General features: G+C 71.9%; 13 protein-coding genes. 9 read left to right on the forward strand and 4 right to left on the reverse strand.

The genetic code is table 11. The annotated features are described in order from the left end of the window. Nucleotides 1–9: 9 nt before the first annotated feature. Nucleotides 10–1,323, reverse strand: coding sequence for a DUF4192 domain-containing protein (locus DPA01S_RS06420; RefSeq protein WP_232303040.1), 1,314 nt, complete (start codon nucleotides 1,321–1,323; stop codon nucleotides 10–12). Between the two features lie 211 nt (nucleotides 1,324–1,534). Here DPA01S_RS06420 and DPA01S_RS06425 point away from each other — a divergent pair, with 211 nt between their 5' ends. The 7 genes from DPA01S_RS06425 to DPA01S_RS06455 all read left to right on the forward strand — a co-directional run bounded on the left by DPA01S_RS06425 (nucleotide 1,535) and on the right by DPA01S_RS06455 (nucleotide 8,804). Then, nucleotides 1,535–2,485 (forward strand): proteasome assembly chaperone family protein, encoded by a 951-nt coding sequence (locus tag DPA01S_RS06425; RefSeq protein WP_061228816.1) that lies wholly within the window; start codon nucleotides 1,535–1,537, stop codon nucleotides 2,483–2,485. Nucleotides 2,486–2,512: 27 nt separating this feature from the next. Then, nucleotides 2,513–5,059 carry a DEAD/DEAH box helicase gene (locus tag DPA01S_RS06430; protein WP_061228817.1) on the forward strand — a complete coding sequence of 849 codons (2,547 nt, stop codon included), beginning with the start codon at nucleotides 2,513–2,515 and terminating at the stop codon, nucleotides 5,057–5,059. A gap of 83 nt (nucleotides 5,060–5,142) precedes the next feature. Next, nucleotides 5,143–5,601, forward strand: a complete 459-nt coding sequence (locus DPA01S_RS06435) for a DUF3817 domain-containing protein (RefSeq protein WP_061228818.1) — start codon at nucleotides 5,143–5,145, stop codon at nucleotides 5,599–5,601. After that, the gene (locus DPA01S_RS06440; RefSeq protein WP_061228819.1) at nucleotides 5,598–6,254 is read left to right on the forward strand and encodes a TetR/AcrR family transcriptional regulator; all 657 of its coding nucleotides are present in this window, start codon (nucleotides 5,598–5,600) and stop codon (nucleotides 6,252–6,254) included. The genes DPA01S_RS06435 and DPA01S_RS06440 overlap by 4 nt, the downstream gene beginning before the upstream one ends. Before the next feature lie 59 nt (nucleotides 6,255–6,313). Next, on the forward strand, nucleotides 6,314–7,129 hold the full coding sequence (locus DPA01S_RS06445; protein ID WP_061228820.1) for an NUDIX hydrolase: 816 nt from the start codon (nucleotides 6,314–6,316) through the stop codon (nucleotides 7,127–7,129). Between the two features lie 87 nt (nucleotides 7,130–7,216). Beyond that, nucleotides 7,217–8,218 carry a TY-Chap domain-containing protein gene (locus tag DPA01S_RS06450; protein WP_061228821.1) on the forward strand — a complete coding sequence of 334 codons (1,002 nt, stop codon included), beginning with the start codon at nucleotides 7,217–7,219 and terminating at the stop codon, nucleotides 8,216–8,218. 52 nt (nucleotides 8,219–8,270) lie between these two features. Beyond that, a complete protein-coding gene (locus DPA01S_RS06455; RefSeq protein WP_061228822.1) occupies nucleotides 8,271–8,804 on the forward strand; it encodes a hypothetical protein in 534 nt (177 codons plus the stop codon). Here the strand turns inward: DPA01S_RS06455 and DPA01S_RS06460 are convergent. Then, a complete protein-coding gene (locus DPA01S_RS06460) occupies nucleotides 8,801–9,196 on the reverse strand; it encodes a YchJ family protein (protein ID WP_082767698.1) in 396 nt (131 codons plus the stop codon). The two genes, DPA01S_RS06455 and DPA01S_RS06460, sit on opposite strands and share 4 nt — an antisense overlap. Nucleotides 9,197–9,309: 113 nt before the next feature. Here DPA01S_RS06460 and DPA01S_RS06465 point away from each other — a divergent pair, with 113 nt between their 5' ends. Beyond that, nucleotides 9,310–9,558: a hypothetical protein gene (locus tag DPA01S_RS06465; protein ID WP_197471380.1), complete on the forward strand. Its 249-nt coding sequence runs from the start codon at nucleotides 9,310–9,312 to the stop codon at nucleotides 9,556–9,558. Between the two features lie 41 nt (nucleotides 9,559–9,599). Then, a complete protein-coding gene (locus DPA01S_RS06470) occupies nucleotides 9,600–11,156 on the forward strand; it encodes a fatty acyl-CoA synthetase (RefSeq protein ID WP_061228823.1) in 1,557 nt (518 codons plus the stop codon). 16 nt (nucleotides 11,157–11,172) lie between these two features. Here the strand turns inward: DPA01S_RS06470 and DPA01S_RS06475 are convergent, their stop codons facing one another. Both DPA01S_RS06475 and DPA01S_RS06480 read right to left on the reverse strand, forming a co-directional pair. Further along, nucleotides 11,173–12,021, reverse strand: a complete 849-nt coding sequence (locus DPA01S_RS06475) for an alpha/beta fold hydrolase (RefSeq protein ID WP_061228824.1) — start codon at nucleotides 12,019–12,021, stop codon at nucleotides 11,173–11,175. Between the two features lie 9 nt (nucleotides 12,022–12,030). Next, nucleotides 12,031–12,834, reverse strand: coding sequence for an 8-oxoguanine DNA glycosylase OGG fold protein (locus DPA01S_RS06480; RefSeq protein WP_061228825.1), 804 nt, complete (start codon nucleotides 12,832–12,834; stop codon nucleotides 12,031–12,033). Nucleotides 12,835–12,881 lie beyond the last annotated feature (47 nt).

The raw sequence follows: 12,881 nt of genomic DNA on the forward strand, positions 1-12,881 counted from the left end.
GGACACGGCTCACGCGGTCGCCGCCACCCTCCTGAGCCGCTCGGGCGCCATCCCGTGGTGCAGCCCCTGGAGCAGCAGCCGGGCCAGGTTGTTCCCCGGGTCGGCGTCGACGGCGGCCGACAGCGCCGACCACGCGTGCACCCCGCTGCCCGCGAAGTACGACGCCGCACCCAACAGCAACAGCGCCACCGAGCGTTCGCGCGCGGGCCGACGACGCGCGACCGCCCACCACACGAGCCGCCGACCGTCGCGATCGCCCAGCCCCCGCTGCGCGAGACGTCGGTAGATCTCGTCACGAACGGCGATCACCAGCAGGTCCCGCCCGATGGCGGCGAGCTCGTCGTCGTCGACCTCCTCCCCCACTCCCAGCCGACGCGCGGCGTCGTCATGGCGCTCCACCGCCGCCGCGACCGCGCGCGCCCGCTCCGCGCGCCGGTCGCGTCCCCCTGCGGACCCGCCACCCGGGTCGGCCGCGTCCACCTCTCCCGCACCGCCCACGACGGCGTCATCCGGGCGGTCCTCGTCGCACGCGTCGGGGTCGCGGACGAGGTACAGCCGGTCGATCTCGTCCCTCGAGCCGGCCCGGACGCGGCCGTCGTACGCGTGTACCGCGGCGATCTGCGTCGTGTCCGGGTCGATCTGCACACCCCGGGTCATCCCGAACAGATCCACCCACGGCTCCCCCTCGGCGAACTCACCGACCCCGTAGGCCGCCTCCACCCCGGTGCCCGCCTCGCCCAGCCAGTATTCGAACGCCGACGCGGCGTCCTCCGCACGCAGCCCCGCCAGATACCCGTCCGCACAGTTCTCGTGGACCACCACCAGGTGCACCGAGTCGATGCCCTCCCGCGCGCAGAACCGCGCGAGTCCCCGCGCCGGGCCGGGGTCGATCGCCGGACGGGCACGACCGATCGCGGCGTCGCCGGGGTCGCCCGCGTCACCGGGGAGGCCGTCCAGCGGGTCCTCGACTAACGGATCGTCGAGGTCGGCGAGGTCGTCGGGGTCGTCTGGGTCGTCGAGGAGGTCGTCGGCCCCGGGGAATCCACGGCCGTCGTCCAGCAGCCGGTCGACGTCCATCCGCACCACCGGCCCCTGTCCACCGTCCGCGGTGCGACCGCACAGGATCACCACCGACCCCGGCCCCGGCGGGAAGCCGAGCATCGCCGGTATCGAGGCGATCAGCTCCTCCGGCGAGGTGATCACCACCGTCGCCCGCCCGTCCGTGCCGCCCTCGTCCTTCAACTCGCCCGTCGTCATCGCTCGCCGCCCGTTCGTCTCGCGCGTCCACGCCCCGTCGTGGCGTGGTCCGCGGGTGTCGTGCACCGGACCCACCATCGGCCACCCCGGCGGCCGCTCCCCGCCCCGGGACGCCGGACCGACCGCCGCCTGTGGAGGGAGACGGGGCCTGTGGGGATCGCGCGGGAATCATCTCGCGGGTGGTGACGTTGTGACAGTGGTGAACCCCCCGTCCCGGATGGACGACCGGGCGAGCCCCGCCACCGACGGACGGGGTGTGGTGACGAGAGGAGTCGACATGGCCAGGCACAGCGATCTGTACCGACTGATCGAACCCGTTCCCGACCTGCGTTCCGAGGACGGCCGCGGGCCGGTCCTCGTGCACGGACTGGAGGGCTTCTCCGATGCCGGACTGGCGATCCAGGGCGTGTCCGAGCATCTCCGCGAGAGCCTGGACTCCCAGCTCATCGTCGAGTTCGACGTCGACGAGCTCGTGGACTACCGCTCGCGCCGCCCGCATCTCAAGTACTCGTTCGACCGCTTCGCGGACTACAACGAGCCGACCATCCAGATGCACGCGGTCAAGGCCTCCGACGGAACGTCCTTCCTGCTCCTGTCCGGGCTCGAGCCGGATCTCAAGTGGGACGGCTTCACCGAGTCCGTGATCGACCTCGCCGGGTCCTTCGGGGTCCGGATGTCGATCGGGCTGGGAGCGATGCCCCTCGGCGTCCCCCACACCCGGCCCACCAACTCGAGCGCCCACGCCAGCGATGTGGACCTCATCAAGGGGTTCTCCGCCTGGCCCGGCGAGTTCTCGGTGCCCGGCAACGTGACCTCCCTGCTCGAGCTGCGGATGGCCGAACACGGGATTCCCTCCGCGGGCTTCACCGTGCACGTGCCGCAGTACCTGTCGCAGACGGCCTACCCGGCAGCCGTGCTGCACCTGGTCGGCAGCATCGCCGAGATCGCCGACCTCGAGCTGCCCACCGCCGAGCTGGAGAAGGCCGCCGAGGAGTTCACCGCCCAGGTCAACGCGCAGATCGCGCAGAGCCCCGAGATCCTCACCGCCGTGGAGCTCATGGAGAAGCAGTACGACGAGTTCATGGAGACGCGCCTCGGTTCCGACTCCCTCAACCCGGGCGGCAAGCCACTGCCGTCGGGCGACGAGATCGGAGCGGAGTTCGAGCGGTTCCTCGCCCAGCAGACGGGCGACGGCGGGCAGGGCGACGACCCGCAACGCGACGGGTGACGCCCGCCGGCGACTAGGCTCGGCCGGGTGCAGCTGCCCCAACTCCTCACCGATCTCGACGACGTCCCCGCCGACCTCCACGAGGAGGCGGTGTTCGACGCGTTCGTGGCCTGGGCCGCGGACCGGGGTCTGACGCTGTACCCGGCCCAGGAGGAGGCCGTACTCGAGATGGCCGCCGGGAGCCACGTCGTGCTCGCCACCCCCACCGGGTCAGGCAAGTCCCTGGTCGCCCTCGGCGCCCACTTCGCCGCGATGGCCCGCGGTCAGCGCAGTTACTACACCGCGCCTATCAAGGCGCTCGTGAGCGAGAAGTTCTTCGCGCTGTGCGAGGTGTTCGGGGCCGAGAACGTCGGCATGCTCACCGGCGACGCCGCCGTCAACGCCGACGCCCCCATCGTCTGCGCGACGGCCGAGATCGTCGCCAACATCGCGCTGCGCGAAGGGGCGGGCGCCGAGATCGGGCAGGTGGTGATGGACGAGTTCCACTACTACTCGGAGCCCGACCGGGGCTGGGCGTGGCAGGTCCCGCTCATCGAGCTGCCCGACACCCAGTTCCTGCTCATGTCCGCCACGCTCGGCGACGTGGACTGGCTGCAGGAGGACCTGCACCGGCGCACCGGTCGGCAGTGCGTCTACATCGGCGGCACCGAGCGCCCGGTGCCGCTCTCGTTCGAGTACGCGCTGTCCGGCGTCCACGAGTCGGTCGAGCTGCTGCTGCGCGACGGCAAAGCCCCCGTCTACATCGTCCACTTCACCCAGGCCGCCGCGCTCGAACAGGCCCAGGCCCTGACCTCGCTCGCCGTGGCCGACAAGGATCGGAAAGCCGCCATCGCCACCGAGATCGGCGGCTTCCGCTTCACCACGAACTTCGGTAGGACGCTCCGCAAGCTCCTCCTCCACGGCATCGGCGTCCACCACGCCGGGATGCTGCCCAAGTACCGCCGGCTCGTCGAGAGGCTGGCCCAGGACGGCCTGCTCACCGTCATCTGCGGCACCGACACCCTCGGCGTGGGCATCAACGTCCCCATCCGCACCGTCCTGTTCACCGGCCTCACCAAGTTCGACGGCCGCCGACAGCGCGTGCTCAAGGCGCGCGAGTTCCACCAGATCGCTGGCCGTGCGGGCCGCGCAGGCTTCGACACCGAGGGATTCGTCGTGGTGCTCGCCCCCGAGCACGAGATCGAGAACGCCAAGGCCGCCGCGAAGGCCGCCGCGAGCCCCAAGAAGAAGGCCAAGGCCGCCAAGAAGAAGCCCCCGGAGGGCTTCGTCAACTGGTCGCGCTCCACCTTCGACAAGCTCGTCGGCGCCCAGCCCGAGCAGCTCACGAGCCGCTTCGAGGTGAGCAACTCGATGCTGCTCAACATCATCTCCCGACCCGGCAGCTGCTACACCCACATGCGGCACCTCCTGCTGTCCTCGCACGAGACCCGCGCGCGGGTGCGCCACCACGTCCTGCGCGCGATCGAGCTGTTCCGGGGGCTGGAGGCCGCCGGGATCGTCGAACGACTGGCCGAGCCCGACGACGACGGGCGCCACGTACGGCTGACCGTGGATCTCCAACGGGACTTCGCCCTGAACCAACCGCTGGCCCCGTTCGCGATCGCCGCGATGGAGGTCCTCGACCCCGACTCCCCGACCCCCGAGCTGGACCTGGTCTCCGTCATCGAGGCGGTGCTCGACGACCCGCGCCCGATCCTCTACGCACAGCAGCGCGAGGCCCGCGGCGAGGCGATCGCCGCCCTCAAGGCCGACGGCGTGGAGTACTCCGAACGGATGGAGCTGGTCGAGGACATCTCCTGGCCCAAGCCCCTGTCCGACCTCCTCGCCGACGCGTACGACGCCTACCGCGCAGGGCACCCGTGGGTGTCGGGGATCGAGCCGTCCCCCAAGTCGGTCATCCGCGAGATGGTCGAGCGCGGGATGACCTTCTCGGACCTCGTCTCGGCCTACGGCCTCGGCCGGTCCGAGGGCGCCGTCCTGCGCTACCTCACCGACGCCTACCGCGCGCTGCGTCAGACCGTCCCCGCCGACCGCCGTTCCGAGGAGTTCGACGACCTCGTGGAGTGGCTGGGCGAACTGGTCCGGCAGGTCGACTCCAGCCTGCTCGACGAGTGGGAGCTGCTCACCGATCCCGACGTATCCGCTGAGCAGGTCGCCGAACTGGCCTTCGGCGAGAGCGCGGGCGCGGCCCGCCCGGTGACGGCGAACCGGCGTGCGTTCCGGGTGATGGTGCGCAACGCGATGTTCCGCCGCGTCGAACTGCTCGCCCGCGACGACATCGAACGGCTCGCCGAGCTGGACACCGACGTGCCCGAGCACCCCGACTGGGACTCGGAGATCGACGCCTACTGGGACGAATACGACGAGATCGGGACCGGGCCCGCCGCGCGGGGCCCGGCGCTGTTCACCGTGAGCGAGTCGGGCCCCGCGGTGTCTCCGGGGACGTGGCGGGTGCGCCAGGTGCTCGACGACCCCGAGGGCGACCACGGCTGGGCGATCGAGGGGGTGGTGGATCTCGCCGCCAGTGACGAGGCCGGGGAGGTCCGCTTCGCCTCGCTCGCACTCCACGGGTGAGTCGTCGCCGACCGGGGGGCCGCCCACCGGGCCGGGGACCGTACGATGTCCGACGAACCCCACCCGATGACTGGAGGCCTGCCGTGACCCCCCGCGTTCTCTACAAGCGACTCGCTCTGGCGGAGGTGGTCACCTGGACTCTCCTGATTCTGGGGATGATCGGCAAATACGGCTTCGGGCAGGACTGGGCCACCTCGGTGGGTGGCGGCATCCACGGATTCGTGTTCCTGTGCTACGTCGTGGCGACCCTGGCGGTGTGGACGGACAAGCGCTGGTCCGCCGGCACCGGGATCCTCGGTCTGGCCTCGGCGGTGATCCCGTACGCCACGGTCCCGTTCGAGCGGTCGGTCGAGCGACGTGGCCTGCTCGAGGGCCCGTGGCGGCTCGGCCCGGGCGGCGACCGGCCCGACGGCCCGGCGGACCGGGTCCTCGCCTTCGCACTGCGCTCGCCCGTCGTGGCGCTGGTGGTCACCCTGATCGTGGTGGCGATCGTGTTCTCGCTACTGGTCACCGCCGGCCCGCCCACCGAGTGGTTCTCGTGAGTCAGACCCGAGAGCCGGGCCGCCGCGAGCTCAACAAGGCCGACAAACAGCGGCGCATCCACGCCGCCGCCCTCGAACTGTTCTCCCGGCACGGGTACTCGACCGTCACCACCCAGCAGGTGGCCGACCGCGCCGAGGTCGGAACGGGGACGCTCTTCCGCTACGCCCAGTCCAAGGGCGAACTCCTGTGCATGGTCGCCAACGAGGAGTTCCGCGCGATGGTCGAGACCGTTCCCGAGACCGGGGACGCGGTCGAGGACCTGGTCGTCCTGTGCGAGCCCCTGCTGGTGGCGCTCGACAGGCAGCCCGAGAACATCGCCGCCTATCACCGCGAGACGTTGTTCGGAGAGGCCGGCCCCCACCGGGCCGAAGCGCAACGCATCCTCGGCGAGCTGCGGGAGCTCATCGCCGCCGTACTCGCGGGGTACGCGGGCGGCGCGGTGACGCCCGCGGACATGGCCGGCGCCGCCCAGACCGTGTTCGACGTCCTCTACATGACCATCGTGCGGTGCGGCGTCGAGCGCTCCTCCGCCAGCGAGGGACGCAGGGAACTCGAGGTGCACGTCCGGCGGGTCCTCTACGGCGTACTGACCGACCGCCCCGAGGGCGGCACCACGTCGGACCCCGGCGACGGCGTCGGCTCGACGGTCTGACGGCGCCGTGAGCGGACCCCGGTGGCGCGTGTCACTATGCGGCGGGCGAGACTGACCTCATGACCGAGGTTGACCAGACCACCGCCCGCCCCGTCAAGGACGCCTCCACCGTGATGGTGATCCGCGACTCCGATGCCGGCCCGGAGGTGTTCGTCGCGCGCCGCGTCAAGGGCATGGCCTTCGCCGGCGGGATGACCGTGTTCCCCGGGGGTGGCGTCGACGCCGCCGACGACGACCCTGACCTCGCCTGGACCGGCCCCTCCCCCGCGTGGTGGGCCGAGCGCCTCGGCTGCGACGAACCGCGCGCACGGCGGCTGGTCTGCGCCGCGGCCCGCGAGACCTTCGAGGAGTGCGGCGTCCTCCTCGCCGACCACCGGGACGGCGCGCCCGTCTCCGACGCGGGGCGGTACCACGCGGCGCGCACCGAGCTCGAGGCCCACGAGCTGTCGTTCAGTGCCTTTCTGGCCCGCGAGGAGCTGTCCCTCGCCGCGGATCGCCTGCGCCCGTTCGACCACTGGATCACCCCGTCGGTCGAGCCCCGCCGGTACGACACCCGGTTCTTCCTCGCCGCGTTGCCCGTGGGTCAGGAACCCGACGACCAGACCACCGAGGTCGACCTCACCATGTGGGCGCGCCCGGTCGACCTGCTCGCCGACTTCCGCGCGGGGCGCTCCATGCTCCTCCCGCCCACCTGGACCCAGCTCCGTCACCTGTCGGAGTTCCCGGACGTCGCCGCCGCCCTGGCGGCGGAACGCACGATCTCACCGATCGAGCCGGAGATCATCGAGCACCGCGGCGGCATCCGGGTGGGCTTCGACGGTTCCGACGAGTACTGGGCGGACCACCAGGCGGGGCACGCGCGCGAGAACGCCTGACCGGGCGCCGACGATCCCTGGCCCCTGTGGGTCGGACACCGCCCGAACCGCTGACGGGCGCGGTGACTCGATGGTTGACTGCCAAGCATGCCGGCATTCGAGTTCGACGTGGACGCGTCGATCGCCGCCGGGTGGGACCGGTTCGCCTCCCGCCTGGCGGATCTCCTGCGTGACCTGATCCCCGGTGCCACCTTCGACCTGGCGGTGCCCGTCTTCGGCGCGCCGTCGCCCCTCACGCCGTTCATCCGCTTCACCGCGGTGGGACAGCGGCGACTCGAGGCCGAGGTCTCCGGGGGTGGATCGGACGACGCCCCCGCCCCGCTGCGACCCGCGCAACTCGCGCAACTGGCCGCGCTCGGCTGGCGGGCCGCGGACGCCGAGGCGACGGCGATGCCGACACCCGGGCCCCAGGTCGCCCTGCCCACGGACCGGGCCACCGAACTCACCCACCTCGTCGCCGGCACGCTCGAGCAGGTCTTCGGAATCCGACATCCGGTCTTCCTCCACGACGTGGCCGACGTCGACGACCCGGACGCCCGGGCTGCGGCGTCCGGCCCGGATCCCGCGGACGCGAGCGCGGCACGCCCCGGCGGCCCCACGGAACCACACGGGAGCGGCGACGAGGACGACTTCCGCCCGCAACCCATCACCGACCCCGACCAGGCGACCAGGGCGGTGGGCGCGGCGCTCGCCGCGGTCTACCGCAGGCGCATGCACCCCGACGAGCACGACGTGTTCACCGTTCCCGCAGGCTGTGTCCTGCTCTTCGTGCGCGCACACCGCTCCCTCCCCCTCATCGTGTTCCGCAGCCCGCTGGTGACCGGGGTGCAGGACGCGGCGGCGGCCGAGACCGAGGTCGCGATCCTCAACCGCGACTCACTGTGGTGCCGGTACGTGTTCGACGGCTCGACCATCACGGCCGAGTCGGAGTTCGTCGACAGGGTGTTCGTCCCCGTCAACTTCAAGATCCACCTCGCCGAGATCACCGCCGAACTCGACGACGTCTACCCCGATCTCGCGCGACGAGTCGCCGGCGGGAACTCCCGCGACCTGCGCGCCTCCGACGATCCCGGCACCGGTGAGACGTAGGATCGGCACCGCCGGGAAGGGCCCGGCGCCCGATCCCGCCACAGGAGTGCCCATGCGTCGCGCCGCCCTCGTCGCCGTGGTCACCGCAGCGACCATGCTCACCAGTTCCTGTTCGCTCGTCGGAGGCGACGAACGACGCGGAGTACCCGCCCCAGCCGCCGCACCGAGCGGGCCGCTGCCCACTTCCCAGCAGTTCGACCGGCCGTTCCCGGTGTCCGCCGAGAACTGGGACGCCACCGTCACGGTGTCGAACCTGCGGTTCGTGCAGTCCTACTCGTACCCGGACCCCGTCCTCGTGGTGGACGTGCGCGCGGTCCAGTCCGCCGGCCAACCGGAGATCGGCCCCGAGGACCTCACCGCCTATGACCCGTCGGGCCGGCCGTTCGAGCGGATCACCGACCCCTCCGGGACAGTGCCCGACCCGCTCGTCCCGTCGGTGATGACGACCCCCGGGCAGGAGATCAACGGCATGGTGGCGTGGACCGTGCCCCGTGGAGCCAGGGTCGGCCGCATCGACCTGACGAGCCCGTCCACGATCGGATCGATCACGGTGACGCGACAGCCCGTCGATCCGACGCCGTCCTAGGCACCCGCCGGGCCCGCTCCCGCCGGATCCGCCGCGACGTACGTCCACCGCCCTCCCCTGCGCTCGAACAGGGAACGCTCACGCATCACCCCCCGGTCGCCGGGCTCGACGTACCTCGCCTCGAACTCGACCACCCCGTCGTCGTCACCCTCGCCCCCGGCGACCACCTCCAGGACGGTGAGCCCGGTCCACTCCACACCCGACGCCTCCACGACCGGCGGACGCGTCCGCGGATGCCACGTGCGCCAGAGGTGGTCCGTCCGTCCGAGCGCGAACGCCGTATAGCGCGAGCGCATCAGCTCCTCCGCCGTCCGCGCGGGCACCCCGTCCTCCACGAGCGGGCCGCAACACGCCCCGAGATCGATCCCACTGCCACACGGGCACGCACTCATCCGTCTGCTCCGTTCCCCGATGATCCGCCCAGGTTACCGACGCACGAGGCCACCCCTGCCGACCCCCGCGACGCGGACCCCGCTGCCCCCGCCGGACTATCGTGAACGGTGACATGTCTGGACTAGCCTCCCTCCGTTCCCTCGCGCGGCGCCGCGCCGACCCGGACCTCGCCGCCCTGCGGGTACGGTCCTGCCGCGACCTGTGCAACTGGAACCGCACGCCCGTCGAGCGCCGCGGCGAGCCCCTGTTCGCGTGCCGGGGCTGCGGCTCCCAGTGGGTCCCCAGCGAGCAGTGGACGCCGCGCGAGGCCGACGGCGCCATCCCACCGGCCGTCCTCGAGCTGCTCCGCTCGGACGACTGACTTCACGACCCGGCCGCCGCACGCCGCTATAAGGTCAGACCATGACCGACACCCCCTCACTCGCCCCCTCCACCGCCGCCTCCGACACCATTGACGCCACCCTGCGCCGATCGGCGTCCCGGTTCCCCGACCGCGTCGCCCTGACCTTCGCGGATCGTCGCTGGACCTACGCCGCCCTCGACGCCGCCGTCGACCGCGTCGCCACCCTGCTCGCCGGGCACGGTCTCGAGGACGGCGCCCGCATCGCGGCATACGGCGTCAACTCGGACGCCTACCTCATCGCCTTCCTCGCGACCTCGCGGGCGGGTTACATCCACGTACCCGTGAACTACGCCCTCACGGGGGGTGAGCTCGAGTACCTGCTCACCGACTCGGGGGCCTCGCTCGTCCTGGTCGACCCCGCCCAGGCGCCCACTCTCGATGCGGTCCTCGACAGCCTGCCCGCCCTGACACCCCTCGCGCTGCAGCCCGCCGCCGGCGAGGCACCTGACGGCACCGTGTTGGGTACCGCACTCGAGACCGGCGACGTCACGCCCGTCGACTCGCTCGCCTCCGGCGACGACCTCGCCCAGCTGCTGTACACCTCGGGTACCACCTCGCGGCCCAAGGGCGCGATGATGACCCACTCCGCGCTGGTCCACGAGTACCTCAGCTGCATCTTGTCCCTTGATCTGACCGCCGACGATGAGCCGCTCGTGACCATGCCGCTCTACCACTCCGCGGCGATGCACGTGTTCGCGATGCCGTATCTGTCACTGGGCGCGACCGTGCACCTGATGGCCGCCCCTGACGTCCCCGAGATCCTGCGCCGCATCGAAGAGGACGGGATCGGCTCCCTGTTCCTCGCACCCACCGTCTGGGTCCCCCTCGCGTCCCACCCGGACCTCGAGCGTCGCGACCTGTCGAGCCTCCGCAAGGCCCAGTACGGCGCCTCGATCATGCCCGTGACCGTTCTGCAGCGCCTGCGGGCCAGGTACCCGGAACTGGGGTTCTACAACTGTTTCGGCCAGTCCGAGATCGGCCCGCTCGCCTGCGTCCTGCGCCCCGAGGAGCACGACGACAGGCCGGCCAGCGCGGGTCGACCGGTCTTCTTCGTCGAGGCCCGGGTGGTCGACGAGTCGGGACTCGAGGTCGCCGACGGCGAGCGGGGCGAGGTGGTCTACCGCTCCCCGCAGCTGTGCAGAGGCTACTGGAACAAGCCCGACTCCACCCGCGAGGCGTTCCGTGACGGGTGGTTCCACTCCGGGGACCTGGTCGTGCGGGACGCCGGGGGGTACATCGAGGTCGTCGACCGCATCAAGGACGTCATCAACACCGGCGGTGTCCTGGTGGCCTCCCGCGAGGTCGAGGACGCCGTGTACCAGGACGAGCGGGTCGCGGAGGTGGCGGTCATCGGTACGCCCGACCCGAAGTGGATCGAAGCGGTGACCGCCGTCGTGGTCCTCAAGGACGGCGCGGAGGCCACTGAGGACGAGATCATCGCGGGCGCGCGAGAGTACCTGGCACCGTTCAAGGTGCCCAAGCGCGTCGTGTTCGTCGACGAGTTGCCCCGCAACCAGTCCGGCAAGTTGCTCAAGCGCGAACTCCGGCAGGGGTGAGCCGGGCGGGCGGCGGTCAGCCGAGCCGTTCCAGGACCTCGCGCGCGACCAGCGCGGGGTCCTCCTCGGGCAGCCAGTGGCCCCGGTCGGTGAGCGGGACGAACCGGTACTCCCCCGTCATCCTGGCCGCCGTCGCCTCGGCCCCGCTCCGCGCGATCGCCGGATCCTGCCCGCCCCACAGATAGGTGGTGGGGACGGAGACGTCGGGCAGCTCGTAGCGTCTCATCGCGCGGTACCAGTTGAGCGCTCCCGTCAGGGCGGACCGGTCCCCGAGCACCTCGAGGTGTCGGCCCACGAGATCGTCCGGGACCTGCCCGTCGAACATGGCGCGCAGGCGGCGGGCCCCGCCTTCGAGCAGCACGTCCTCGGCCTTGCCCTCCTGCCGGAACAGTCCGAAGTAGGCCGACCGCGCCTGCTGGTCGGGATCGGACTTGATCGCGTGGCCGAACGCCCCGAGATGCGGCACGGAGATGGCCGTGAGGCTCGCGACCCGGCTCGCGTGGTGGGCGGCCAGCCACCACGCGACGCACGCGCCCCAGTCGTGCCCGAGGACGTGCCCGCGCTCCAGCCCGAAGCGGTCCATCACCGCCAGCGCGTCGTCGGCCAGGTGCTCGATCGCGTACGCATCGACGCCTTCCGGCCGGGCATCGGGTGAGTACCCGCGCTGCATCGGGGCGATCACCCGCACGCCCTGCCCGGCGAGACTCTCCGCGACACCCTTCCACTCCCACGCCGATTCGGGGAAACCGTGCAGTGCCAGCACCGTGCGCGCCGGCTCCTCGGCCGGCGCCCCGCCGTTCCCCTCCCAGACCAGCACGTCGAGCGCGCCGACCGGGACGTCCACTGAGACTGTGCGTGGTTCCATACGCGGACCCTAACCGGTCCGGGGCTCACCGCGGGCGACTTCCCGGGCGCGCCGTTCGTTCCAGTCGTGGACCAGCCACATCTCCACTACCAGCGGATCGACCGCGGCCTCGCTCGCCCACGTCGCGACCACGTCGAGGTAACGCTGGTAGCGCCGGGGCGTCAGCCGCGCGGAGGACTCGATCTCGGTCCACCCGGCGTGCACCAGAGTCCCGATCCCGGCGGGGTCGACCGGCACGATGCTCTCCGCAGACCACGCCATGCCCAATGAGGACAGGTAGAGCGAGGCGAGCGGATACCCCAGGTCCGGGACGCCGCGGCCCGCGCCCCCGGGCGCGCCGTGACGCAGCAGGTTCATGGCCTCCACCGGCGCGTCGAGCCAGTCCACGACCTCGTGCAGCACCAGGGGAAAACCATGGGGTGACACCGAACGCCACCCGGCACGGTCCCTGGCGGGGACACGGAAGTCGGGTAGCCCCCGCCTCACGCCGGACCGCAGCGGGTGGGCGGATAGCCAGGCCGCGCACATGTAGAGCGTCACCACGGATTCCTCCAGGCTACCGCGGGCGCGGCGGCCCGCCGCCCACAGATCACTCCTGCGCAGGTAGCCCGACCCGGACTGCACGATCCCGCCGTCGGGCCCTCCCGCGACGAGACGAAGGTCGATCCCCCTCTCCGCGAGCCGGAGGTTCCAGCGGTCGAGGTCGATCTCCACGTACTCGTCCGCGACGAGCAGGGCGGGCGGCTGGGCGCGGCACCAGTCGAGACAGTCCGCGGGTAGTTCGGGCGCGAGGCGGGGTCCGGTGGTGGTCATGCCCCGCACGGTGTCATACGGGTACGACACTTCCCGGACCCCGAGCC

Source organism: Dietzia papillomatosis NBRC 105045 (assembly GCF_001570845.1).
GTDB lineage: Bacteria > Actinomycetota > Actinomycetes > Mycobacteriales > Mycobacteriaceae > Dietzia > Dietzia cinnamea.

Excerpts from the sequence above, each read along its gene's own strand:
- DPA01S_RS06425 (WP_061228816.1), top strand. The coding sequence starts at position 1,535 with ATGGCCAGGCACAGCGATCTGTACCGACTGATCGAACCCGTTCCCGAC.
- DPA01S_RS06455 (WP_061228822.1), top strand. The coding sequence starts at position 8,271 with ATGCGTCGCGCCGCCCTCGTCGCCGTGGTCACCGCAGCGACCATGCTC.
- DPA01S_RS06470 (WP_061228823.1), top strand. The coding sequence starts at position 9,600 with ATGACCGACACCCCCTCACTCGCCCCCTCCACCGCCGCCTCCGACACC.
- DPA01S_RS06480 (WP_061228825.1), bottom strand. The coding sequence starts at position 12,834 with ATGACCACCACCGGACCCCGCCTCGCGCCCGAACTACCCGCGGACTGT.
- DPA01S_RS06445 (WP_061228820.1), top strand. The coding sequence starts at position 6,314 with ATGACCGAGGTTGACCAGACCACCGCCCGCCCCGTCAAGGACGCCTCC.
- DPA01S_RS06465 (WP_197471380.1), top strand. The coding sequence starts at position 9,310 with ATGTCTGGACTAGCCTCCCTCCGTTCCCTCGCGCGGCGCCGCGCCGAC.
- DPA01S_RS06460 (WP_082767698.1), bottom strand. The coding sequence starts at position 9,196 with ATGAGTGCGTGCCCGTGTGGCAGTGGGATCGATCTCGGGGCGTGTTGC.
- DPA01S_RS06475 (WP_061228824.1), bottom strand. The coding sequence starts at position 12,021 with ATGGAACCACGCACAGTCTCAGTGGACGTCCCGGTCGGCGCGCTCGAC.
- DPA01S_RS06450 (WP_061228821.1), top strand. The coding sequence starts at position 7,217 with ATGCCGGCATTCGAGTTCGACGTGGACGCGTCGATCGCCGCCGGGTGG.